This is a genomic window from Arthrobacter sp. P1_D12 (genome assembly GCF_056406175.1).
Genome location: NZ_JBFUAR010000009.1, coordinates 30,804 through 51,872, shown reverse-complemented (window position 1 = coordinate 51,872; position 21,069 = coordinate 30,804). Strand labels below are relative to the sequence as shown.

General features: G+C 68.7%; 22 protein-coding genes. 8 read left to right on the top strand and 14 right to left on the bottom strand.

What is annotated here, in order from left to right; all coding sequences use genetic code 11:
- The first annotated feature begins 57 nt into the window (after window positions 1–57).
- Both AC1DZV_RS08295 and AC1DZV_RS08290 read left to right on the top strand, forming a co-directional pair.
- Window positions 58–1,563: a peptide MFS transporter gene (locus AC1DZV_RS08295; protein WP_476953444.1), complete on the top strand. Its 1,506-nt coding sequence runs from the start codon at window positions 58–60 to the stop codon at window positions 1,561–1,563.
- Window positions 1,564–1,567: 4 nt separating this feature from the next.
- Entirely contained in the window at window positions 1,568–2,422 is an 855-nt protein-coding gene (locus tag AC1DZV_RS08290; RefSeq protein ID WP_476953443.1) for a phosphotransferase, read from the top strand.
- 31 nt (window positions 2,423–2,453) lie between these two features.
- Here the strand turns inward: AC1DZV_RS08290 and AC1DZV_RS08285 are convergent, their stop codons facing one another.
- Window positions 2,454–3,125, bottom strand: a complete 672-nt coding sequence (locus AC1DZV_RS08285) for a DUF4190 domain-containing protein (RefSeq protein ID WP_476953442.1) — start codon at window positions 3,123–3,125, stop codon at window positions 2,454–2,456.
- 148 nt (window positions 3,126–3,273) lie between these two features.
- Between AC1DZV_RS08285 and pgm the strand changes: the two genes are divergently transcribed.
- Window positions 3,274–4,923: a phosphoglucomutase (alpha-D-glucose-1,6-bisphosphate-dependent) gene (gene pgm / locus AC1DZV_RS08280; RefSeq protein WP_243178293.1), complete on the top strand. Its 1,650-nt coding sequence runs from the start codon at window positions 3,274–3,276 to the stop codon at window positions 4,921–4,923.
- A gap of 1 nt (window position 4,924) precedes the next feature.
- Here the strand turns inward: pgm and AC1DZV_RS08275 are convergent, their stop codons facing one another.
- The 3 genes from AC1DZV_RS08275 to AC1DZV_RS08265 all read right to left on the bottom strand — a co-directional run bounded on the left by AC1DZV_RS08275 (window position 4,925) and on the right by AC1DZV_RS08265 (window position 7,690).
- The gene (locus AC1DZV_RS08275; protein ID WP_476950650.1) at window positions 4,925–6,073 is read right to left on the bottom strand and encodes a GGDEF domain-containing protein; all 1,149 of its coding nucleotides are present in this window, start codon (window positions 6,071–6,073) and stop codon (window positions 4,925–4,927) included.
- 168 nt (window positions 6,074–6,241) lie between these two features.
- Complete coding sequence (locus tag AC1DZV_RS08270; RefSeq protein ID WP_476953441.1) at window positions 6,242–6,811, bottom strand: hypothetical protein; 570 nt, start codon at window positions 6,809–6,811, stop codon at window positions 6,242–6,244.
- 273 nt (window positions 6,812–7,084) lie between these two features.
- The gene (locus AC1DZV_RS08265) at window positions 7,085–7,690 is read right to left on the bottom strand and encodes a malonic semialdehyde reductase (RefSeq protein WP_476953440.1); all 606 of its coding nucleotides are present in this window, start codon (window positions 7,688–7,690) and stop codon (window positions 7,085–7,087) included.
- A gap of 229 nt (window positions 7,691–7,919) precedes the next feature.
- Between AC1DZV_RS08265 and AC1DZV_RS08260 the strand changes: the two genes are divergently transcribed.
- Complete coding sequence (locus AC1DZV_RS08260; RefSeq protein ID WP_476953439.1) at window positions 7,920–9,275, top strand: uracil-xanthine permease family protein; 1,356 nt, start codon at window positions 7,920–7,922, stop codon at window positions 9,273–9,275.
- Between the two features lie 139 nt (window positions 9,276–9,414).
- Here AC1DZV_RS08260 and AC1DZV_RS08255 read toward each other — a convergent pair whose 3' ends face one another.
- Together AC1DZV_RS08255 and AC1DZV_RS08250 are read right to left on the bottom strand one after the other, a co-directional pair.
- The gene (locus AC1DZV_RS08255; protein ID WP_476953438.1) at window positions 9,415–9,936 is read right to left on the bottom strand and encodes a hypothetical protein; all 522 of its coding nucleotides are present in this window, start codon (window positions 9,934–9,936) and stop codon (window positions 9,415–9,417) included.
- Between the two features lie 72 nt (window positions 9,937–10,008).
- Window positions 10,009–10,926, bottom strand: coding sequence for an SDR family oxidoreductase (locus tag AC1DZV_RS08250; protein WP_476942708.1), 918 nt, complete (start codon window positions 10,924–10,926; stop codon window positions 10,009–10,011).
- A 222-nt stretch (window positions 10,927–11,148) separates the two neighbouring features.
- Between AC1DZV_RS08250 and AC1DZV_RS08245 the strand changes: the two genes are divergently transcribed.
- Entirely contained in the window at window positions 11,149–11,649 is a 501-nt protein-coding gene (locus AC1DZV_RS08245) for a DUF6328 family protein (protein WP_028275968.1), read from the top strand.
- The gene (locus tag AC1DZV_RS08240; protein ID WP_476942710.1) at window positions 11,646–12,353 is read left to right on the top strand and encodes a DUF6766 family protein; all 708 of its coding nucleotides are present in this window, start codon (window positions 11,646–11,648) and stop codon (window positions 12,351–12,353) included. The genes AC1DZV_RS08245 and AC1DZV_RS08240 overlap by 4 nt, the downstream gene beginning before the upstream one ends.
- A 37-nt stretch (window positions 12,354–12,390) precedes the next feature.
- Here the strand turns inward: AC1DZV_RS08240 and AC1DZV_RS08235 are convergent, their stop codons facing one another.
- On the bottom strand, window positions 12,391–13,515 hold the full coding sequence (locus AC1DZV_RS08235) for a glycerate kinase (protein WP_476953437.1): 1,125 nt from the start codon (window positions 13,513–13,515) through the stop codon (window positions 12,391–12,393).
- Between the two features lie 156 nt (window positions 13,516–13,671).
- On the opposite strand from AC1DZV_RS08235, the gene AC1DZV_RS08230 reads away from it, so the two are divergent.
- Window positions 13,672–14,433 (top strand): histidine phosphatase family protein, encoded by a 762-nt coding sequence (locus AC1DZV_RS08230; RefSeq protein WP_243178285.1) that lies wholly within the window; start codon window positions 13,672–13,674, stop codon window positions 14,431–14,433.
- Window positions 14,417–15,343, top strand: coding sequence for an NAD(P)H-hydrate dehydratase (locus tag AC1DZV_RS08225; protein WP_476953436.1), 927 nt, complete (start codon window positions 14,417–14,419; stop codon window positions 15,341–15,343). Before AC1DZV_RS08230 ends, AC1DZV_RS08225 begins: the two co-directional genes overlap by 17 nt.
- 13 nt (window positions 15,344–15,356) lie before the next feature.
- On the opposite strand, the gene AC1DZV_RS08220 is transcribed toward AC1DZV_RS08225, so the two are convergent.
- From AC1DZV_RS08220 to AC1DZV_RS08190, 7 genes are all read right to left on the bottom strand, one after another.
- Complete coding sequence (locus AC1DZV_RS08220; protein ID WP_476953435.1) at window positions 15,357–16,199, bottom strand: glycerophosphodiester phosphodiesterase family protein; 843 nt, start codon at window positions 16,197–16,199, stop codon at window positions 15,357–15,359.
- Between the two features lie 99 nt (window positions 16,200–16,298).
- Window positions 16,299–16,562: a hypothetical protein gene (locus tag AC1DZV_RS08215; RefSeq protein ID WP_476950762.1), complete on the bottom strand. Its 264-nt coding sequence runs from the start codon at window positions 16,560–16,562 to the stop codon at window positions 16,299–16,301.
- Between the two features lie 196 nt (window positions 16,563–16,758).
- On the bottom strand, window positions 16,759–17,577 hold the full coding sequence (locus tag AC1DZV_RS08210) for an HAD family hydrolase (RefSeq protein ID WP_476953434.1): 819 nt from the start codon (window positions 17,575–17,577) through the stop codon (window positions 16,759–16,761).
- A 160-nt stretch (window positions 17,578–17,737) separates the two neighbouring features.
- Window positions 17,738–18,250 (bottom strand): YbhB/YbcL family Raf kinase inhibitor-like protein, encoded by a 513-nt coding sequence (locus tag AC1DZV_RS08205; protein WP_476953433.1) that lies wholly within the window; start codon window positions 18,248–18,250, stop codon window positions 17,738–17,740.
- Between the two features lie 13 nt (window positions 18,251–18,263).
- Window positions 18,264–19,217 carry a carbohydrate kinase family protein gene (locus AC1DZV_RS08200; RefSeq protein WP_476953432.1) on the bottom strand — a complete coding sequence of 318 codons (954 nt, stop codon included), beginning with the start codon at window positions 19,215–19,217 and terminating at the stop codon, window positions 18,264–18,266.
- A gap of 102 nt (window positions 19,218–19,319) precedes the next feature.
- Window positions 19,320–20,681: an MBL fold metallo-hydrolase gene (locus tag AC1DZV_RS08195; RefSeq protein WP_476953431.1), complete on the bottom strand. Its 1,362-nt coding sequence runs from the start codon at window positions 20,679–20,681 to the stop codon at window positions 19,320–19,322.
- Between the two features lie 31 nt (window positions 20,682–20,712).
- Window positions 20,713–21,015 (bottom strand): rhodanese-like domain-containing protein, encoded by a 303-nt coding sequence (locus tag AC1DZV_RS08190; protein ID WP_476950637.1) that lies wholly within the window; start codon window positions 21,013–21,015, stop codon window positions 20,713–20,715.
- Window positions 21,016–21,069: the final 54 nt, after the last annotated feature.

Here is a 21,069-nt window from a genome sequence, read left to right as displayed (position 1 = left end):
TTGCCTCGGGCCTGCTCGAATGTGACAATCGCGCGTCACAATGTCACCATTAAGTAAATGAGCACAACTCATTTATCCAATCCCCCCGCTATAACGCCGGGCGATCCCTCGTTACGTCCCCCCACCAAAACACCGGGCGACACCTCGTTTTTTGGCCACCCAAAGATGCTGGCCAGCCTTTTCTCCGTAGAGATGTGGGAGCGCTTCTCCTTCTACGGAATGCAGGGGATCCTCCTTTACTACATGTACTTCACGGCTGCCCAGGGCGGCCTTGAGATCCCACAAGCTTTGGCGGCCGGCCTCGTCGGCGCCTACGGTGGCGGCGTCTACCTCTCCACAATCCTCGGCGCCTGGCTCGCGGACCGGCTCTTCGGGTCCGAGCGGGTGCTGTTCGGCGCGGCCGTCCTGATCATGGCCGGCCACATCGGGCTGGCACTCGTGCCCGGCATACCCGGCCTGATCGCCGGACTGGTGCTGGTGGGCGTCGGCTCCGGCGGCCTAAAGGCCAATGCCACCGCCCTCGTCGGCAGCCTGTATGGGGAGAAGGACGAACGCCGCGACGCCGGGTTCTCCATCTTCTACATGGGCATCAACGCCGGTGCGCTGATCGGCCCGCTGGTCACCGGCTGGCTGCAGGAAAGCCAGGGCTTCCACTGGGGCTTCGGCGCTGCCGCCGTCGGCATGGCCATTGGCCTTGTCATCTACTCGCTGGGCCGCAAGAAGCTGCCCGAAGAAGCACACCGGGTACCGAACCCGCTCCCGGCCGCCCAGCGCACCCGCTACGGCCTCGTATTCGCCGGCATCGCCCTGATCATCGCCGTGCTGCTCGTGACCGGCACGGTGAACGCCGAAAACCTGGCCATGTCCATGGCCTACGCCGCAATCGGCGCGTCGGTGCTGTACTTCGCGCTGATCTTCAGCAGCAAGAAGGTCACCCCCACCGAGCGCGGACGGGTCGCAGCATTCATCCCGCTGTACATCGCCTCCGCCGCGTTCTGGGCCCTGTTCCAGCAGCAGTTCACCTTCATCGCCGTGTACTCGGAGGAGAAGCTGGACCGGAACCTGTTCGGCTGGGAAATGCCTGCCGCCTGGGTCCAGTCCATCAACCCGGTGTTCATCATCATTTTCGCCGGCATCATGGCCGCCCTCTGGACTCGGCTCGGCCGCAAGCAGCCCGGTTCGGCCCTGAAGTTCTCGATCGGCCTGTTCGTGATGGGCCTTGCGTTCCTGGCATTCATTCCGCTGGCCGGCGATGGCAAGACCCCTCTGCTGGCCCTGGTCGGAATCCTGCTTCTGTTCACGCTTGCAGAGCTGTTCCTCTCCCCCATCGGCCTATCTGTGACCACCAAGCTGGCGCCCAAGGCCTTCCACACCCAGATGGTGGCACTGTTCTTCCTGTCCGTGTCCCTGGGCACCACCCTGGCCGGCATCCTGTCCGGTCTGTACAACCCGCAGGACGAGCTGCCCTACTTCATCGGCATCGGCGGAACCGCAATGCTGCTGGCTGTGGGCCTGGCGGTCGCCTCCCCGGCGATCAAGAAGCTCATGGGCGGCGTACGCTGACCCGATGAGCACCGCACATCGCGTTCCGGTTGCTTCGCGCGGCTACACCCCCGCCCCCGGCGAGGCGTCCGACGTCGAACTCATGCCGGCAGGCGATGTCACCGACGGCGTGGTGCGGGTTGGCGGAACTATCCGCCGCCCGCACCAGCCGCAATCCCTCGCCGTCGCCGAGTACCTCGACTGGCTGGACGACGCCGGTTTTGAGGGCTCCCCCCGCTTCCTCGGCCGCGACCCGCAGGGCCGGGACGTCCTGACCTTCGTGCCGGGAGACTGCGCCGGGTCGCCGCCGGAATCCTGGGTGCAGTCCGAGGACCTGCTGGCCTCCGTGGCCCGCCTGGTGCGGCGCCTGCACACCGCCTCCGCCGGCTTCGTGCCGCGGGCCCACGCGTTCCCGCCCCGGCCGGTCCGGCCTAACCCCACCGACGCCGCCGGACTCATCTGCCACCTGGACGTGACACCCCAGAACGTGGTGGTCCGGGACGGCGTGGCCGCGGGACTGGTGGATTTTGACCTCGCCGGGCCCGCCACGGCACTTCACGATTCGCTCAACACCGCCATGCACTGGGTGCCGCTCCACGACCCGGCAGATGCGTGGCCGGGCTGGGAAGACCAGAATCCGTTCCGCCGGCTGCGCATCTTCGCCGACGCCTACGGCTGGAGCGAGGATGAACGACGCCGGGTTCCCGGCGCCGGGATCGACGCCGCGGCGCTCAGCTATGAGCGGATGCGGCACAACGCCGCGGCCCTGGGCGGCGGCTGGGCGCGGATGTGGCAGGACGGCGTGGGCGGCCAGATCAACCGCCGGCGCGCTTGGCTTGAGGCCAACGCGAAGCCCCTGGTGGCTGCACTGACAACCTGACCAGGCGCGGCTCCGGCGCCACAGGGCAGACCTAGGCTCCGTACCCGCTGTTGCGCGCGGTGCCGATGACCAGTCCGAAAATGACCAGGACCAGGATGGTCACGGCGATGCCCACGTAACCCATCACCAGGCCGGCGATCGCCATGCCCCGGCCGGCCGGTTCGCGCCGCAGGGCCAGGTGCCCCAGAATCACGGCGGCCAGCTGCGGGAGCAGGAAGAATCCGAATCCCACCAGCGCGGCGATGCCGCAACACATGCTGGCGATGCTCAGACTCTTGGGCGACGGCGGCGGGCCGTAGTACGCGGGCTGGCCGTAGGCGTTGGGGCTGCCCGGCTGGGCATACGGCGACGGCTGGCCATACGGGGCGGACGGCTGGCTGTAGATCGGGGGGTACGGGCTTGAGTACTGGCCGCGGTCAGGTGCCGCCTGGCCGGTGTAGGGCTGTTGTCCGGTGTATGGCTGCTGTCCGACGTGGGGCTGCTCCCCCGTGTCGGGCTGCTGGCCTGTGTGAGGCTGCTGGCCCGGGTAGGGCTGCTGCGGGGATTCGGGTTGCGCGAACTGCTGCGTCGCCGACGGTCCCTGGTCCTGGCCGGCGGGTGGTGTCTGCCCCGGCGGAACGTCGGGTTGCTGGTCCGGGAGGCGCAGGGTCGGCTGGTAGCCCTCCGGGGTCTCGTCTTTGCCTTGTTTTGGCTGTTCAGTCATGGCTTGTCCCCTCAAGAAGTCCCTGGATCCAGAGTACCGCCGCACGGTTGGCTTGGGACCGGGCCTATTGGCGGGTTTTCTTTCGTCACAGGAGCGGGTTTGGCGCGAAACCGTGTTGCACCCCGCCCTCGTCTGGCATGCTGGTGCCATGGCTAGCCGCGCGGGCACAGTTGCCCAACCCCAAGACCTTGTTGACCTCACTGCGCTTTTGGATGCGTACTACGACGTTTCGCCGGACCTCTCGGACCCGGGCCAGCGGGTGGCCTTCGGCACCTCCGGGCATCGTGGATCGAGCCTGAAGGCGTCCTTTAACGAACCCCACATCCTCGCCATCACGCAGGCGATCGTGGAATACCGGGCAGGCCAGGGCATCACCGGCCCCCTCTACATGGCCAAGGACACCCATGGCCTGAGCGAGCCCGCACAAAACTCCGCCCTTGAGGTGCTGGCCGCCAACGGCGTGCACGTCCTCATCGACGCCCGCCACGGCTACACGCCCACCCCTGCCCTGAGCCACGCCATCCTGACGCACAACCGCAATGCCGCCCCTGGCGCGCCGCAGGCCGACGGCATCGTGGTGACCCCCAGCCACAACCCCCCGGGCGACGGCGGATTCAAGTACAACCCTCCGCACGGCGGACCCGCGGACACCGACGCCACCGGCTGGATCGCCAACCGCGCCAACGAGCTGCTTGAAAACGGCCTGCGCGGCGTCAAGCGGATTCCGGTGGCCGAGGCCCTGGCCGCCGGGACCACCGGCAAGTTCGACTTCCTGAGCAGCTACGTCGACGACCTCCCCTCGGTACTGGATCTCAACGCGATCCGCGAGGCGGGCGTCCGGATCGGCGCCGACCCGATGGGCGGAGCGTCGGTGGACTACTGGGGCGAGATCGGTGAGCGCCACCACCTGAACCTCACCGTGGTCAACCCCACCGTCGACCCGCAGTGGGCTTTCATGACGCTGGACTGGGACGAGAAGATCCGGATGGATTGCTCCTCGCCGTCGGCGATGGCGTCCCTGATCAACCGCATGTCCGACGGCGCCAAGTTCGACGTCGCCACCGGCAACGACGCCGACGCCGACCGCCACGGGATCGTCACCCCCGACGGCGGGCTGATGAACCCGAACCACTACCTCGCCGTCGCCATCGATTATCTGTACCGGCACCGGACCGGCTGGAACCCGCAGTCCGTGATCGGCAAGACCCTGGTTTCCTCATCCATCATCGACCGCGTGGCCGAGAGCCTGGGCCGCAAACTTGTCGAAGTGCCCGTGGGCTTCAAGTGGTTCGTCCCCGGGCTGCTGTCCGGAGAGGGCGCCTTCGGCGGCGAGGAATCCGCCGGCGCCTCCTTTAACAAGATGGACGGGAGCGTCTGGACCACCGACAAGGATGGCATCCTGCTGGCCCTGCTGGCCTCGGAGATCACGGCGGTGACGGGCAAATCACCGTCGCAGCTGTACAAGGGCCTCACCGACCAGTTCGGCGACCCCGTCTACGCCCGGATCGACGCGGCCGCCACCCGGGAGCAGAAGGCGGCGCTGGGCAAGCTCTCGCCGTCGGACGTTACCGCGACCGAACTGGCCGGCGAAACGATCACGGCCAAACTGACCGAGGCGCCGGGCAACGGGGCCGCGATTGGCGGCCTCAAGGTCGTTACCGAAAACGCCTGGTTCGCAGCCCGGCCCTCCGGCACGGAAGATGTCTACAAGATCTACGCCGAGTCCTTCAAGGGTGCCGAGCACCTCAAGCAGGTCCAGGCCGAGGCGAAGGCGCTGGTGGACGGGGTTATCTCGTAGTTCAGCCGCCGGTGGCCAACTCGGCGCGGTCCCTGCCAAGCGTCTTTGCCTGGTAGAGGGCCGCGTCGGCCGAGATCACTGCGGCGTCGAGGCTGCCCGCTCCGGCGCCGGTGGACGCGATGCCGTAGCTCACGGTGGGCAGCCGGGGAATCACTGCGGACCCGGATTGATGGAGCCGGACGCTGATGTCGGCAGCGATTTCCCGTGCCCGGTCCGGCGTGACGCCAGGCAGCAGGAGGATGAATTCCTCACCGCCGTAACGGCCCACGAGGTCGGTGGAGCGGACGGTGCCGGAGCAGGCCCTGGCAAAGGCCTGCAGCGCGGAGTCCCCTGCCGAGTGGCCGAACTGATCGTTGATGGCCTTGAAGTGGTCCAGGTCCGCGAGGATGATCGATGCCGTGGTGCCGGTCCGGCGCAAACGGCGCAGTTCGTTTTCCGCGAGGTCCAGGAACGCTGAACGGTTGAGCAGGCCCGTGAGGCCGTCCACGGTGGCCCGTGCCCGGAGGTCCTGGGTCTGCTGTTCGTAGCTCAGCTCGGCCATGGTGAAGGAAGCAACCACGAGCGTGATCGTCGAGAAGACCGTCATCGGGACGGAGCCGAACACCGACGTGAAGACGGCACCATCCGGTCCGTTCGCCAGGAAAGCGACAAGGCGGCCCAGGTAGAACACGGCCAGGATGCCGGCGCCCACGGCGAGGGGACGGTGGACGCGCGAGTAGTCGCGCTCGAGCAGGAACAGCTCCCGGGATGCCAGGCCGATCAACACGGCCATGAATCCCAGGTACACCGGGCCTCCCGCCCAGACGTTGGTGGCCGGGTGGCCGAGGAAGGAAGCGACGGCGGTCGCGGCAGGACCGGCCGCGAGCTGCCAAGGCCGGAGTGAGGGGGCGCGGAGGGATCGACCGCCGGCCCAGATGCTGGCGGCACCGGCGACCAGCAGGACGTTGCCGGCAGGGATGGCCCACCCCTGCTGCGTCGTACCCTCCAGCAGGTACGCGCCGTTGCCGACCAGGAACAGCAGGAGCGCCATGCACCACCAGCCGCTGTAGTGCGACCGGGTGCGCCGGAATGTAATGAAGTAGAAAAGCATGAGCAGTGTGAGGTCGACAAGCGCCAAGGCAACCCGCAGTGTCGCGGCGTCAAGCATCATTTAGTGGTCCCCCCGGTCCGCTGTGACTTGCCCTAAATACTCACTTCGTCTTCGAATTACCGTCGAATAGCTGCCGAAGTTGACCCAAGTATGGCACCCGGTCCGCAGGAATCCAGCGCCGGCGTCGCGGATATGACGTCGTGCCCTCCCCAGACGCCGTTCTGGCGCCTACGCCTGGCCGACAGTCCACAACTTCAGGATCCGGCGCGTGGCGTGCCCGCCGTCGGGCGCCATGTCCACGAGCGCTATTCGGTCAAGCGCGAACGTGTCGCCCTGCCGGAGCCGTTTGTCGCCGTGGTGCGAGACGTGCGGCCGGTACCCCTCCAGGGTGAAGGCAGGCGTGGAGATCCGGCCGGGCAGCTGATCCACGATCCGGACCAGCTCGTTGTGGAGGACCTGCAGCTCATCGCTGGGTTCAATCAGGTTGACCGGGATTGACCCTGCGCGCCCGAACCCGGCTTCGCCGCCCACGCTGATCCGGCAGCCCAGGGCAGCGGCCACCGGGTCCGCCATGAGGGCGGCGATGTGGCCGGCGAGCGGATCGCCCGCGGCTGGCGGCGTGCCCGGCGCGGGTTCCGCGCGGGTTTCCTGGCCGGGTTCGACGACGTCGGACTTCAGGACGCCGGCCTTGACCACGTCGAATTTGACCAGGGTGAGGTGCAGCGGCCAGTCATCCCGGGGAAACTCGAGCCCCTCGGCTACCGGTTCCACGAAGGCCACCGCGATCAGGTTCCGCATGGGAAAAGTGTGCCACGCCGCGGCGCCTCCGGGGCCGGGCGGGCGCCTCAAACTCACAGTGCCGGCGGCGACGGCGCGGACTAAAATGGGAAGTGGCCCTGGATGTGGGCCTTGCGCTGAACCGCAGAATCGCATCCCGAGTGCCTCCGGCCTGTCCCCCATGGTGCCGGAGGCACCTCCGCGGGAGGACAGTGCCGGAGGCACCTCCGCGGGAGGACAGTGCCGGAGGCACCTCCGCGGGAGGACAGTGCCGGAGAACGGCGCGGGGGGCTGTTAGACGGTGCGGACGACGTCCTCGTAGGCGAATTTCGGCTTGGCTTCGCCCCAGGCGTCTGCCCCGGGCTGGCCGATGTTGACCACCAGGAAGCTCTTCTGGTTCCCGTCGGGGAAGAACGCGGCGTCGATCTTGGCGAAGTCGGCACCGGTCATGGGACCTGCCGCGAGGCCCAGGGTGCGGACCGCGAGGATGAAGTAGCCGGCCTGCAGGTGGGCGTTGTTGTTGCCCGTGGCCGCTGCGAGTTCCGGCGCGGCGTCATACATGGCCTTGGGGGCGTTGTAGCCGGGAAGGAACGCGTCCCACTGGTCCTGCCAGGCGGTGTCGTAGCTCAGGACCGCGACGAGCGGCGCTGATGCCGTCTTGGCGCGGTTTCCGGCGGCCAGCGCATCTACAAGCGTGGCGCGGGCTTCGTCGGAGCGCACGTACGTAACGCGCAGGGGCTGGGAGTTGAACGCCGTGGGGCCGAACTTCGTCAGTTCGTAAATCGCGCGGGCCTGCTCGTCGGTGACGTCGCCGGTGAAGGCGTTCGCCGTGCGGGCTTCGGCAAAGATGGCGTCGACGGCGGCTGCCTCGATTACTGCTTCATCGTGGGCGAGTGTCATGGGCATCCCTTTCGCTGGGCCGGCGCACTTGGGCGGCCGGCGTCTCCTGCTATCAATAGTTGCAACTTCAACGGACGACGCCTGCTTCCCGCTACGCCCTGTGACCTCGGGCACATCGGCCCCGCACGCAGCACGCCGGCCCGACGGGCCGGCCGGGAAATGCTGCGCGGTAAAGTTGCTCGGGAAGATTCCTTCCCGCCCGCCCCACATTCTCTGAAAGGCTCCCGGCATGAGCATGCTCGGCACCAAATGGAAGCTCCACGGCAACGGCAAGTCCGTCCGCCCCGGTGAGGTCGTCAGGCCGGATGAGCGGCTCACCTGGCCCCTGACGGTGGGGATCGGGATGCAGCATGTTGTGGCCATGTTCGGTGCCACCTTCCTGGTCCCGATCATCACGGGCATGCCGCCAGCCACCACCCTGTTCTTCTCCGGCATTGGCACGCTCCTGTTCCTGGTCATCACGCAGGGACGGGTGCCCAGCTACCTCGGTTCCAGCTTCGCGTTCATCGCGCCGATCATGGCTTCCCAGCAGCAGTTCGGCGTCCCCGGGGCACTCGGCGGCGTGGTCCTGGCAGGCGCGACCCTCGCCGTCGTCGGCGCCGTGGTGCAGAAGTTCGGCGCCGGCTGGATCAACCGGGTCATGCCGCCGATCGTGACCGGCGCGATCGTGGCGCTGATCGGCCTGAACCTGGCACCCGCGGCGAAGGCCAACTTCGACCAGGCCCCCGTGACCGCCTTCATCACCCTGGCCGTCATCATCGTGGTCAGCGTGCTGTTCCGCGGCATGCTGGGCCGGCTGAGCATCCTGGTGGGTGTCCTGGTGGGCTACCTTGTTGCGATGATCCGGGGCGAGGTGGACTTCTCCAAGGTGGACAGTGCTGGGTGGGTGGGCCTGCCGCATTTCCAGACCCCCGAATTCCACCTCGGCGTCGTGGGCCTCTTCGTGCCGGTCGTTCTGGTGCTGGTGGCAGAGAACATCGGCCACGTGAAATCCGTGTCCGCCATGACGGGGCAGAACCTCGACGGCGTCTCCGGCCGCGCGCTGCTGGCCGACGGCGCCGCCACCGTACTTGCCGGTCTCGGCGGCGGGTCCGGGACGACCACCTACGCCGAGAACATCGGCGTCATGGCCGCCACCAAGGTGTATTCGACGGCGGCGTACTGGGTGGCCGGCGGCTTCGCAGTGATCCTGAGCTTCTCGCCGAAGTTTGGCGAGCTTATCGCCACGGTCCCCGCCGGCGTCCTGGGCGGTGCGGCCACGATGCTGTACGGCATGATCGGCGTGCTGGGCGTGAAAATCTGGGTCCAGAACAAGGTGAACTTCTCCAACTCGATCAACCTGACCACGGCCGCCGTCGCCCTTATTGTCGGGATTGCCGACTACACCTGGACCATCGGCGACTTGAAGTTCACCGGGATTGCGCTCGGCTCGGCCGCGGCCCTGGTGATCTACCACGGCATGAAGGCGATCGCGAGGGTGCGCGGCACGGTGGCCGAACCGGAAACCGAAGATCCCGCGCCGGCCGCAGCTTCGACGGCCGCGGTCAAGGCAGCCGTCAAGCGCTCCCCCAAGAAGCGCCGCTAAAGAACGCCGCCCGGAAGCGCGCGGCGGGCGGGCAACCCCGCCGACGAGAAAGGCCGGACTCCACCCACGGGCAGGAGTCCGGCCTTTTCGCTGTCACGGCCGGCAGCGCCGGCAGTGGCGGGGCGCGACGGCCCTGGGACTAGCCGGCGTCGAAGGCGTCCTTGTCATCGTCGCGGTCCTTCGGCGACTTGTTCTCCGGCAGGTCCGTCCCGGAGCCGTCCGGCAGCCCCGCCGCGTCCTGTCCGGACTCAGAGGAGAAGGGCCGCCCGGCGTCGGGCTCTTCCGTGTTGGCCCCGTCCATCTCCGCTTCCGACGACGGCACTGCCGCCTCGGAATTCTCCGAGGCGTCCGGGTCGAAGCCGGGGGTTGCGCTGGCGTTTTCTGAACTCATTTGTTCCTCCGCTCCTCCGAAGCGACCTGCTCCGGGTTCTCCTGCACTGTCTTGATCTTCTGCACCGAACTGGCTCAGGTCCGGCGCGCCGGCCGGATACGTCTCGCCGTCGGGGCTGTCCTGGTTCAGCCCGGCGGCGTCGAAGGCCTCCTCCTCGCGGGGCTGGGCGAATTTCTTCCCATCGCCGCCCATCTCCTGCTCGGCGGTCGGTGTGCCGTAGCCGCCCGCTTCCTCGGTGACGGTCTTGGGATACTGCTGGTTTTCAGTCATGTCATTCCTCCTGGTACTGGAAACTGGTGCTGGAAATGGGACTAGCTGGCAGTGGACGGGTCCGGAGCGGGTTCAGAGGCCTTTGCCTCCGGTGACCGGAAGCACGGCTCCGGAAATGTAGGAACCGTGGTCGGAGGCGAGAAGGACATAGGCGGCCGCGAGCTCCGCCGGCTGCCCCGCCCGCTGCAGGGGCGTGTCCTGGCCGAAGGACGGGAGCTTGTCGGGCCATTCGGTGGCCGGAATCAGCGGCGTCCAGATGGGACCCGGGGCCACGGCGTTGACCCTGATGCCCTTGGGTCCGAGCTCCTGGGCCAGGGCTTTGGTGAAGGCCACCTGGGCCGCCTTGGTCATGGCGTAGTCAATGAGTTCCGGGGACGGGTTGAAGGCCTGGATTGACGCAGTGGTGATGATCGACGCACCCGCTTCCAGATGCGGGACCGCGGCACGGGCCGTCCAGAGCAGGGAGTACAGATTGGTTTTGAAAACTCGGTCAAACTCTTCGGTGGGCAGTGATTCGAAGCTCTCGCGGTTCTTCTGGTAGGCCGCATTGAGCACCAGGACGTCGAGGCGCCCGAATTCGGCCAGCGTCGCCTTCACGATGTCCGCCGCGAAGTCCTCGCTGCGGCCGTCGCCGGGGAGCAGCAGGGCCTTGCGGCCGGCCTTTCGGATCCACTCGGCGGTGTCCTGCGCGTCGTCTTCTTCATCCGGCAGGTAGGAGATGGCGACGTCGGCCCCCTCACGTGCGAAGGCGATCGCCACCGCCCTGCCGATCCCGGAGTCGCCGCCCGTGATCAGGGCGGCCTTGCCGCTCAGGGCACCGCTGCCGCGGTAGCTTTCCTCGCCGTGGTCCGGCTTGGGCTCCATAGGCGCGGTGAGGCCGGGCTGCTTTTGGACCTGTTCCGGGAACGGGCCGGAATGGTAGCCGGCGCGCGGATCGCGGGGCTGTTCGGGCTGCTTGGGCTGGTCCTGCCGTTCGCTTGAGTCGCTCATAGTCCACCTAACAACGTGTCGGTTTCCAGGGAGGTTCATCGGTCCCGTGTGGCGGGGGTCCGCTGAATCCATCCCGGCGAAGTAATCAGTTTCTACCCTAACCACAATATCGTCAGCAAGCTTAGTACCAACTTGTTTTTGGCAACTCTCAAGCCTAGGTTGAGGGTGGGGCCGCATGTTGTGGCGGTTTCCTTGGTTTCAGGATTTTGCGGAGGAGTACCGATGACTGGCCCAGTAGTGCCGAAGAACGACGGCAGGGACGAGTCCGTTGCGGAGCGGATGGACCGCAACTGGGTCGAACTGCTGCAGGAACTGCGCGTACTGCAGACCGGCGTCCAGATTCTCGCCGGCTTCCTCCTGACGCTGCCGTTCCAGTCGCGCTTCGAGACGCTCGATGACTACCAGACCCGCCTGTATCTCGCCAACGTCGTCCTGGCTGCCCTGACCACGGCCACGATCCTGCTGCCTGTGAGCGTGCACCGCCGTCTGTTCCGGCAAGGGCTGAAGCAGGCCCTCGTGAGCAGCGCGGACATCATCGTCAGGTTTTCGTTGACCGGGGTGGGGCTGCTGAGCGTGGGCACCACCTCACTCATCTTCGATGTCACGGTAGGCCGGACGGCGGGCGTGATCGCCGGCGTCGGGCTGCTCGCCGTGCTGGTGCTGCTGCTGGTACTTGTCCCTGCCTGGATCCGTCGACGGGCCCGCAAAGAGGAGTCGCTATGACAAACGTTTCACATGAGCGCCACACCGCAGGCACGGGAACCATGGGCAAGTGGGTCAAGGAACATGGACTGCTTCTGGCCAATATCGGGCTGTTCGTCGTGTTTTTCGGCGGCATGGTCCTGAGCGGGGCAAGCACCTACAGCGACGAGCAGCTTGCCCACGGCGAACCTGCCGTGACCGTCCTGCAGTACCTTGGCACCGGGAACTTCCTCGAGGCGACTTTCGAGAACTGGGAGTCGGAATTCCTGCAGATGGGCATGTACGTCATCCTCACCGTCTTCCTGTTCCAGAAGGGGTCCTCCGAGTCCAAGCCGATGGGCCGGACCTCCCCGCAGGACGAGGACCCCCGGCAGGCAAAGCTCAAAGAGTCCACGCCGTGGCCGGTGCGGCACGGCGGCTGGGTCCTCAAGCTCTACGAACACTCGCTTTCGATCATGTTCCTCCTGCTGTTCCTGGCGTCGATCGCCCTGCACGCGGTTGGCGGCGCGGAGGACTACAACAGTGACCAGGAGGCGCACGGACAGCCCACCGTGACTGTGCTGGGCTATCTGGCGACGAGCCGATTCTGGTTCGAGTCCTTCCAGAACTGGCAGAGCGAGTTCCTCGCCGTGGCGGTCCTGGTGGGCGCCTCGGTCTACCTGCGCGAGAAGGGCTCCCCCGAGTCCAAACCCGTGGCCGAACCGCACTACGAGACCGGCGCCTAGAGGGCAGGCCGGCCGGCACGGCCGGCCATCAGGGGCTTCAGGCGCCTTCGAGGACCTGGCTGGTGACCCAGGTAAGGTACTTTGCGGCGTTTGCTACTGCGTCCTGGGGGCTGCCGGCGACGTCCAGCAGCTGCGCCGCGGCCACCACGCCGTGACGGGCAAGGTCCTCTGGGGTGACGAGGATCCGTCCGGCCACCACGACCACCGGAATGCCAAGGGCCTGGGCGGCATCGGCGAGGGCGATCGGCGCCTTGCCTGTCAGCGATTGGCTGTCCATGGAGCCTTCTCCGGTGATGACCAAATCAGCCACCGCGAGTTTCGCGTCCAGCCCGGTGAGGCCGGCCACCAGCTCGAAGCCGCCTTCCAGGGCGGCCGTGCTGAAGGCCAGGAACGACGCCGGAAACCCGCCGGCCGCTCCGGCGCCGGGCACGTTGACGTCCCGGCCGGTCCTCTGGCGCAGGACCGAGGCCCAGTTGCGCAGGCCTGCGTCGAGCAGCTCCACCGCATCGGCGTCGGCGCCTTTTTGCGGGCCGAACACGTGTGCCGCGCCGTCGCTGCCGAACAGCGGGTTTTGGACATCGACGGCGATCCTGAACTTCACCCCGGCCAGCCGCGGGTCGAGGCCGCTGATGTCCACGGACGCGACGTCGGCAAGCGACCCGCCGCCGAGGGGCACCACGTTGCCGGCGGCGTCCAACGGCTTGAGTCCGAGGGCGCGGAGGGCGCCGCTGCCGCCGTCGCTCATGGCCGAACCGCCCACGCCCAGCACAATTTCCGTGGCACCGGCGTCCAGCGCGGCGGCGATCAGCTGGCCGCAGCCATAGCTGTGGGCGCGCAGCGCGTTGGCCGGTGTGGGCTCCATGTGCGCCAGCCCTGAGGCCTGCGCCGTTTCAATCACCGCGGTGGCCCCGCCGAAAGCATCCGGCCGGATGGCCCACGCGGCACCGATCGGGGCCAGGATCGGGCCGACAACCGCGTTGAGCCGTTCCTCGTAGCCGGCCGCGACGGCCGCCTCGAGGGTCCCTTCGCCGCCGTCGGCCACCGGAAACTGGATGGCGTCGGCCTCGGGGTAGACGCGCAGGGCGCCTTCGGCAATGGCCGCGGCGGCCTCGACGGCGGTGAGGGAGCCCTTGAACTTGTCCGGGGCGATGAGGATGCGCATGGCTCTATCCTGCCAGCCCGGCGGCCCCCGATGTTGCCCCATCGCCGGTGCAGGGACAAATCCATGCCACTGGGAGTAACCTGTCTGCCACACATATTCCAGCCCGGGCCAGCCCCGGCAGAGGACAACGTTGGAAAGCAACGGATAGGGGGATCGGTGAGCCACTACGGACACGGCGTTCCGGGCGTGACCGAGTTACTGCTGGTGCGGCACGGTGAAAGCCAGGGCAACGTTGCCGCCACGCTGGCTCAGCAGGCCGGCGCGCATGTCATTGATGTCCCGGCCCGGGATGCGGATGTCGGATTGTCGGACACGGGACGGGAGCAGGCGCTGGCCCTGGGCAGGCTCCTCGCGGGCTACCCGGACGGCCGGCGCACGCCAGTCTGGTCCTCGCCCTACCTGCGCGCACGCCAGACCGCGGAACTCGCCGTCCAGACCGGCGGCTGGCAAACATCTGTCCTGATCGATGAGCGGCTGCGCGACCGTGAGCTCGGCATCCTGGACATGCTCACTTCGGCCGGGGTGGAAGCCCGCCTCCCGGAGGAGGCCGGCCGGCGGCGGTGGCTCGGCAAGTTCTACTATCGGCCCCCGGGCGGCGAGTCCTGGGCGGACGTCGTGCTGCGGCTTCGCTCGCTGCTCGCCGACCTCGACAACAGGCATCCGGGCGGGGGCGTCCTGCTGGTCTGCCACGACGCCGTGATCCTGCTCATCCGCTACATCCTGGAGGGGCTCTCGGAGGAGCAGCTGCTGGACATCGCGGCCGCGTCCACCATCCTCAACGCCTCCGTCAGCCGCTTCGTCCGGCCCGGCGGCCGGGGGGAATGGCAGCTGGAGGCGTTCAATATGGCCGACCACCTCACGAGCGAAGGTGTCCCGGTAACCCAGCACTCGGGAGACGCCGATGTCCACCCCCGCTAACTCCCGGCAGGCGAAACGCCGCCCCCAGGCCGAGGCCGTCACCCCCTCTTTGTTGCGCGCCTGGCCGCTCCCTGACGGCGGCTCCGGAAAGGATGACCGGGGCTCCGTGCTGGTGATCGGCGGTGCGCGCAAGACGCCCGGAGCGGCCTTGCTCGCCGGCGTCGCCGCCCTCCGCGCGGGCGCGGGCCGGCTGACCCTGGCCGTGGCGGAGTCCGTGGCGGTGCCGCTCGCCATCGCCCTGCCCGAAGCCGGCGTCATTGGCCTGCCGGAAACGACGGCCGGGACCCTGGTCGGCTCCGCCGCCGGGTCCCTGGCCGCCGAGCTGGAAACCGCCGACGCCGTCCTGGTGGGGCCGGGCCTGGACGACAAGGACCAGACCACGGCGCTGCTGCGCGAACTCCTCCAAGCCACCCCGGGCAGCCCGCCGTGCATTGTCCTGGATGCTTTTGCCCTGGCCAGTGTCCCGGAACTCGAAGCCGAACTGGCGCCGTGGGCCGGCCGGCTGATCCTGACCCCGAACATCCCGGAGGCGGGCATCCTGCTCGGGCGGGAGGTCGAGGACCTGCACCGCCAGCTCCCTGAGGTGGCCGACAAATACCGGGCCGTAGTCACGTGTCAGGGGGCCATCGCAGAACCCCGCAGCAGCAGGGCTGCCGCGTCCGGGGCCGGCCTCTGGGAAATCACCACAGGGCACAGCGGGCTGGGCACCTCGGGCAGCGGGGATGTCCTCTCCGGCGCCATCACCGGCCTCCGCGCCAGGGGAACGGGCAATGCGCAGGCCGCCTGCTGGGGAACGCATCTGCATGCTGCGGCCGGAGACCGCCTTGCCAGCCGGCTGGGCGGGCTGGGCTATCTCGCCCGGGAGCTAACCGACGAATTGCCGCCACTCATGATGGAACTTTCCGCCTGAGCGGAGCGATCCTTCAGGACCAGGTCCCGCGCTCCTGGAGGACCGACTTGAGCAGGTCCGCGCGGTCCGTGACAATCCCGTCGACGCCGAGGTCAAGCAGCCGGTGCATTTCCGCGGGCTCGTTGATTGTCCACACGTGGACCTGCAGTCCGTGCCGGTGTGCCCGGCGGATGAAGCCCGGCGTCACCACCGGCACGGCACCGTAGCGGACGGGGACCTGCAGGGCGTGGACTCCGCGCAGTTCCCGGCGCACCACGGCGGACATCAGCTGCGTCGGCAGCACGGGGCCCAGCAGGACGAACACGGCGTTGGACACGATACCGGCCGAGCTCGCGGCCGGACGGCTCAGCTGCTTCAGCACTGCCCGGCGCCGCCGGTCCGAGAAACTGGCCACCAGCACGCGGTCGTGCAATCCGTGGCGTTCAATCGCCGAGGCCAGGGTGCCCACGGAGTTCCAGTCCTTGACGTCGATATTGAGCCGGACGTCCGGGAAGGCAGCGATCAACTCATCGAACCGCGGGATCGGTTCGGTCCCGCCGATCCTGGCCCGGGCCACGGTTGAGGCCGGAAGGTCCGCGATTTGGCCCCGGCCCTCCGTGATCCGGTCCAGGGTCTTGTCGTGGAAGAGCACCAACACGCCGTCGGCCGTGGTGTGCACGTCCGTCTCCAGATGCCGGAACCCGAGGTCGACCGCAGCTCGGAACGCGGCCATCGAGTTCTCCAGCCCGTCCAGCGAAAAGCCCCGGTGGGCCAGCGCCAGCGGCGCCCGGGAACCGCCCGGGGCCGGGGTGGCGGCGCCCTCCGGGCCGCCGTCGCGATCCCCGCGAGGGGCAAAGTAGGGGTGCAGGTCAGTCACTCCTGAAGCGTACCTTGGTCTGACGGGACCGGGGCTTGCGGGCCGGTACTGGCGGCCCGGGCCCATCGGGGCCAGGTCAGCGGGGCCGGGTCAGCGGCCTCAGCGGGACGGGGTGTCAGCAGCCTGCCGGCGGATTTCGACGCCGTCGCTGCAGTGCAGCAGCGTGCGGCCGCGGCCGCCGTCGAGGTCGACCCAGACCACGCTGTGGTCCGCCGTCACGGCGTCCACAAGCCCACCGGTCTCAACGCCCGGGGCGAGCCGGACGCTGACGCGGTCGCCCTGGCGCAGCTGCCGCCAGTGCCGGTCCGGTTCCACCGGGTGCAGGGGTTGTTCGTCCGTGTTGTTGATGCGGTGCCTGGCCATGATGTCCCCACTCTCGGTCAAACGTTTCGTCGCGAGCTTTCAGCCTAGGAGGCCAAGGTGAACGCCAGTTGACCGTCCGCTGGGAATCCGGTGTCCGCCGTGAACCGTGCGATCGGTGCGGGGACCGGGCCGGGTGCGGGGACGTGAGGCCGGCGCCGGCTGCTGGGACGAGGAGACCGGGTCCTGGGTCGGGGTTTTAGGGCAGCCGGACGCCGAGTTCGGCGAGCTTGGACTCGAGGATCTGGGCGACGCCGTCGTCGTCGAAGTGCGGGGCCTGCCGCCCGGCGGCCCGGATCGCTTCCGGGTGGCCGCTGGCCATCGCGTAGCCGTGCCCGGCCCAGCGAAGCATCTCGATGTCGTTGGGCATGTCCCCGAATGCCACCACGTCCGCGGCGCCGATGCCGAGGGACGACGCATATTCAGCCAGGGCCACGGCCTTGTTCACGCCTGGCAGGGACAGCTCGAGGAGGGCCATCTTCGGCGCCGAGTGCGTCGCGGCGGCCAGATGGGCGACGGCGGGCGTCACCTCGGCCAGGAACTCGTCGGCGGTGCCTTCGCGGACAATGGCCAGGAACTTCGCCACGGCGTCCGCCTCGGTGAGGGTGGTGTGAAGCGGGGCCGGGGTGAAATCCGCGAGCAGTTCGCTCGAGCCGTTTTCGATAAAGCCCGGTTCCAGATGGAAGCCGGTCAGGGTTTCGGCGGCAAACAGCGCGGAGGGACGCAGCCGCTTGATGATGCGGCGGACCTCGAACACGGCGTCGAGGTCCAGTGTCCGCGCCGAGAGCAGGCGGTCCGCCTCGAGGTCCCACACGACGGCGCCGTTGGAGCAGATGACCGTTCCGGTATGCCCCAGCTGGTCCTGCAGGGGGTGGAGCCAGCGCGGCGGCCGCCCGGTGACAAACACCAGTTCCAGCCCGGCGTCGCGGCAGGCGTGGAACGCGCGGACGGTCCGGTCGCTGATTTTGCCGTCATGGCCGAGGATCGTTCCGTCAATGTCACTTGCTACCAGCCGCATAGTGCCAGTCTACGTGCGCCGGGGCGGCAGGCCCTCGCGGCCGGGTTCGCCGAGTTCGCCGGACGGCGTCGGGTTCGCCGGACAATCACGGCGAATTGGGCAGGTTCCGGCGAAATCGGCGTCATGGGCGGAGCGCGGCGGCAGGCGGGCGGCGGGGGGCTCAGTGACGTTCGAAGATGCCGGTCAGCGTGCCCCGGCCCAGGGTGTGCTGCGACAGCTTCGCTTCCAGGCTGCCAGGGGCGGTGTGCTCGTTGAGTCCGGACGGTGCGATGTCGAGCGCGTGGACGGTGATGACGTACCGGTGCGGCCCGTGTCCGGGAGGCGGTGCGGCGCCCAGGTAGCCGTGGAACCCGGCGTCGTTCTTCAACTGGATGGCGCCCGCGGGAAGGAGCCTGCCGCCCTCGGCGCCCGCTCCTGCCGGCAACGAGGTGACGTCGGCGGGGACGTCCAGCACGGCCCAGTGCCAGAAGCCGCCGCGCCCCGGGGCGTCGGGGTCGAACATCGTCACCGCGTAGCCCTTGGTGCCGGCCGGGGCGCCGCTCCAGCTCAGCTGCGGGGATTCGTCCTGGCCGCCGGCGCGCATTTTGCCGCTGCGCTGGGCGGCCGGGAGCGTCTGGCCCTCCGCGAAGGATTCACTGCGGACGGGGAACACCGGAACATCGTGGCGTGTCATGGCTGCCTTTCACTCACTGCAGGGGCTGGGCCCCCATTTCCATCCGTGCCAGTTCCGCGCGCGTGGGCGGGTTCGCGCCGGCGCGGGACACGGTGACCGCCGCTGCCCGGGAGGCATGGGCGAGGACATCGCGGAGGCTTTCGGCGGAGAGTTCGCGCAGGCCCTTGCGGTTTTGTGCCCCGTCCAGGCCCAGATCCACCACGCCGGACAGGAGCGCGGCCATGAAGGAATCCCCGGCGCCGACTGTGTCCGCGACGTTGATCTCAGGGGCGGGGAACTGCGCCTCACCGGCGGCGTTGATGGCCCAGGGCCCCTTGCTGCCGCGGGTCACCACCACCATTGCCGGCCCTTCGGAACCGCCCAGCGCCTGCCAGCGGCGGGCCGAGTCCAGCGGGTCCACGCCTGGGTAGAGCCATTCGAGGTCCTCGTCGGAGGCCTTCACAACGTCGGCGAGGCGCACGAACTTTTCGGCCTGCCCGCGGGCGTAGTCCACGTCCGGGATGATGCTGGGACGGCAATTGGGGTCGAAGCTGATGGTGGCGGACGGGTGGGCGCGCTCGACGGCGGCAAACACGTCGGCGGCGCCCGGGGCCAGCATGGTGGCGATCGAACCGGTGTGCAGCAGCGTGGTTCCCTGGAGCAGGAACGGCAGTCGCGCCGCGACGCCGGGAAGCTCCCAGGCGAGGTCGAACGTGTACGTGGCGGCGCCGGCGTCGTCGATCAGGGCGGCGGCCACACTGGTGGGCAGCTCGTCGGGTCCCAGCGGGAGCAGCACGGAGCTCGACTTCAGGTGCGCGGCGAGGGCCTCACCATACGCATCGCGGCCGTAGCGGCCGATGAACTGGACCGGATGGTCCAGCCGCGCCAGCCCCACGGCCACGTTGAGGGGGCTGCCGCCGACATGGGCCTGGACGCCGGAGGACCGCTGGACTACATCAACCAGCCCCTCGCCAATAACTGTGAGCATGACCATACTCTGCCAGAGAATGCGCTCCGGTGCCGTGTGTTGCGCCCACCTCCCGCGTCCGCCGTGCCGGCGTCACTGCCGGCGCTCCCGGGCCGCCGGCGCTCAGGCCGCGGAGGTGTCCAGCGCGATCCCAGCGGACGCGGCATGGGCAAACCTGGCGTCGATGTGGACCACGTCCCGGCCTGCCCGTTGCAGGAGGCTGGCGGCGACCCCGGCACGGTACCCGGAACCGCAGTGCACCCAAAGTTTCCCGGCGGGAATGTCCCCGAGGCGCAGCAACAGCTCGTGCAGCGGCACGTTGACCGCGCCCACCACGCGGGCGGCGGCGAATTCGTCGGCCCGGCGCACGTCCAGGACGGTGTCATCAGGCGCCCGGCCGGCGAGCATGCCGTCCCAGCCCACCCGCGGGTAGGAGGCGAGGCCGGCCTGCGGGGCGAGGGCGTGCGGCTCGGAACCGAGCGCGGCGTCGGGGGATTCGATGCCGATCCGGGAGAGGTCGCGGATGGCGTTCTCAACATCTTCCCGCGAGCCCACCAGGGTCAGCGGTTCGCGCCAAGGCAGCACCCAGCCGAGATAGGTGGTGAAACTGGAGCCGGAGGCGTACTCAAAACTGACGCTGCCCTTGAGGTGGCTGTTGGCGAACGCCACGCGCCGGCGCAGGTCCACCACCCACTGGCCGCCGTCCAGGCGCCGGGTGAGTTCGGCGGCATCGAGCGATGCCGGAACGGCCAGCTCCGCGGGGCCCGGGCCCCGGACATTGGCCGGGCTCATGTGGGCGTAGTAGGAGGGGTGGTCCGTGAGGTTGGCGATGAGCTGGCGGACGAAGTGGTCCTCATCGGGGTCCGTTAGGGCGTGGTTCGCGGCAAGCTGCTCGCCGATGGTGGAGGACCGGGCACCGCTGGCGGGTCCGGAGGAGCAGAACGAGCCGAATCCATGGGTCGGAAACAGTGCCGCGTCAGGGCCGGCCTCGGCGGCGAGGCGACGGACCGAGGCGTACTGGTCGTGGGTCAAGCCAACCGTGTCCGCCTCGGCGACAAGGTCCGTGCGGCCCACCGAGCCATACAGGAGGCTGCCGCCCGAGAAGACGGCCTGCTTCCCGCCGTCGTCCACGATGAACGACAGGTGGGTATGCGTGTGGCCCGGCGTGGCGACCGCCTTGACCGTAAGCGAGCCCACGCGGACCGTTTGGCCGTCCGTGATGGGAGTGCGCTCGAACCCGACGGCGTCGGCGGCGTTGACGAGATAGCTGGCGCCGTGGGCGCGGGCCAGGATCAGCCCGCCGGTGATGTAGTCATTGTGCATGTGCGTTTCGGCCACGTGCGTGATGGCTACTCCGGCGTCACGGGCGGCCGCCTCGATGCGGTCCGTGTCGCGCTGCGGGTCGATCGCCAGCGCCACCGAGCCGTCGTGGACCAGGTAGCTGCGGTCCCCGAGCTGCGGGGTCTCGATGACGATGACTTCCATGGTCCCTCCGGTGCGGTCAGCCCCTTGAAGGTCAGCCCCGGTTGACGGGGTGTCCTTCGTCCTGCCACTTCATGATCCCGCCGGTGACGTTGACGGCGTCGTATCCCTGGTCCTCCAGGTAGGTGGCGGCCTGGGCACTGCGGCTCCCGGCGGCGCACATGACGTAGACGGTGCCGCTGGCCGGGACCTCGGCGAGGGACTGGACGAACCGCGAGAGCGGGATGCTCCGGGCGCCGGGAACGCGGACGGCGACGTATTCGTCTTCCTCGCGGACATCGACGATTTCGGTGGCATCGCCCAGGGCGGCCAGGTCCTTGACGGAAATGCTCTTCATGCCTGTTCCTTTCGCGGGCGCCGGACGGCCCGGCGCGCGTATTCCAGCTCAATC

Excerpts from the sequence above, each read along its gene's own strand:
- AC1DZV_RS08295 (WP_476953444.1), top strand. The coding sequence starts at position 58 with ATGAGCACAACTCATTTATCCAATCCCCCCGCTATAACGCCGGGCGAT.
- AC1DZV_RS08290 (WP_476953443.1), top strand. The coding sequence starts at position 1,568 with ATGAGCACCGCACATCGCGTTCCGGTTGCTTCGCGCGGCTACACCCCC.
- AC1DZV_RS08285 (WP_476953442.1), bottom strand. The coding sequence starts at position 3,125 with ATGACTGAACAGCCAAAACAAGGCAAAGACGAGACCCCGGAGGGCTAC.
- pgm (WP_243178293.1), top strand. The coding sequence starts at position 3,274 with ATGGCTAGCCGCGCGGGCACAGTTGCCCAACCCCAAGACCTTGTTGAC.
- AC1DZV_RS08275 (WP_476950650.1), bottom strand. The coding sequence starts at position 6,073 with ATGATGCTTGACGCCGCGACACTGCGGGTTGCCTTGGCGCTTGTCGAC.
- AC1DZV_RS08270 (WP_476953441.1), bottom strand. The coding sequence starts at position 6,811 with ATGCGGAACCTGATCGCGGTGGCCTTCGTGGAACCGGTAGCCGAGGGG.
- AC1DZV_RS08265 (WP_476953440.1), bottom strand. The coding sequence starts at position 7,690 with ATGACACTCGCCCACGATGAAGCAGTAATCGAGGCAGCCGCCGTCGAC.
- AC1DZV_RS08260 (WP_476953439.1), top strand. The coding sequence starts at position 7,920 with ATGAGCATGCTCGGCACCAAATGGAAGCTCCACGGCAACGGCAAGTCC.
- AC1DZV_RS08255 (WP_476953438.1), bottom strand. The coding sequence starts at position 9,936 with ATGACTGAAAACCAGCAGTATCCCAAGACCGTCACCGAGGAAGCGGGC.
- AC1DZV_RS08250 (WP_476942708.1), bottom strand. The coding sequence starts at position 10,926 with ATGAGCGACTCAAGCGAACGGCAGGACCAGCCCAAGCAGCCCGAACAG.
- AC1DZV_RS08245 (WP_028275968.1), top strand. The coding sequence starts at position 11,149 with ATGACTGGCCCAGTAGTGCCGAAGAACGACGGCAGGGACGAGTCCGTT.
- AC1DZV_RS08240 (WP_476942710.1), top strand. The coding sequence starts at position 11,646 with ATGACAAACGTTTCACATGAGCGCCACACCGCAGGCACGGGAACCATG.
- AC1DZV_RS08235 (WP_476953437.1), bottom strand. The coding sequence starts at position 13,515 with ATGCGCATCCTCATCGCCCCGGACAAGTTCAAGGGCTCCCTCACCGCC.
- AC1DZV_RS08225 (WP_476953436.1), top strand. The coding sequence starts at position 14,417 with ATGTCCACCCCCGCTAACTCCCGGCAGGCGAAACGCCGCCCCCAGGCC.
- AC1DZV_RS08215 (WP_476950762.1), bottom strand. The coding sequence starts at position 16,562 with ATGGCCAGGCACCGCATCAACAACACGGACGAACAACCCCTGCACCCG.
- AC1DZV_RS08210 (WP_476953434.1), bottom strand. The coding sequence starts at position 17,577 with ATGCGGCTGGTAGCAAGTGACATTGACGGAACGATCCTCGGCCATGAC.
- AC1DZV_RS08205 (WP_476953433.1), bottom strand. The coding sequence starts at position 18,250 with ATGACACGCCACGATGTTCCGGTGTTCCCCGTCCGCAGTGAATCCTTC.
- AC1DZV_RS08200 (WP_476953432.1), bottom strand. The coding sequence starts at position 19,217 with ATGCTCACAGTTATTGGCGAGGGGCTGGTTGATGTAGTCCAGCGGTCC.
- AC1DZV_RS08195 (WP_476953431.1), bottom strand. The coding sequence starts at position 20,681 with ATGGAAGTCATCGTCATCGAGACCCCGCAGCTCGGGGACCGCAGCTAC.
- AC1DZV_RS08190 (WP_476950637.1), bottom strand. The coding sequence starts at position 21,015 with ATGAAGAGCATTTCCGTCAAGGACCTGGCCGCCCTGGGCGATGCCACC.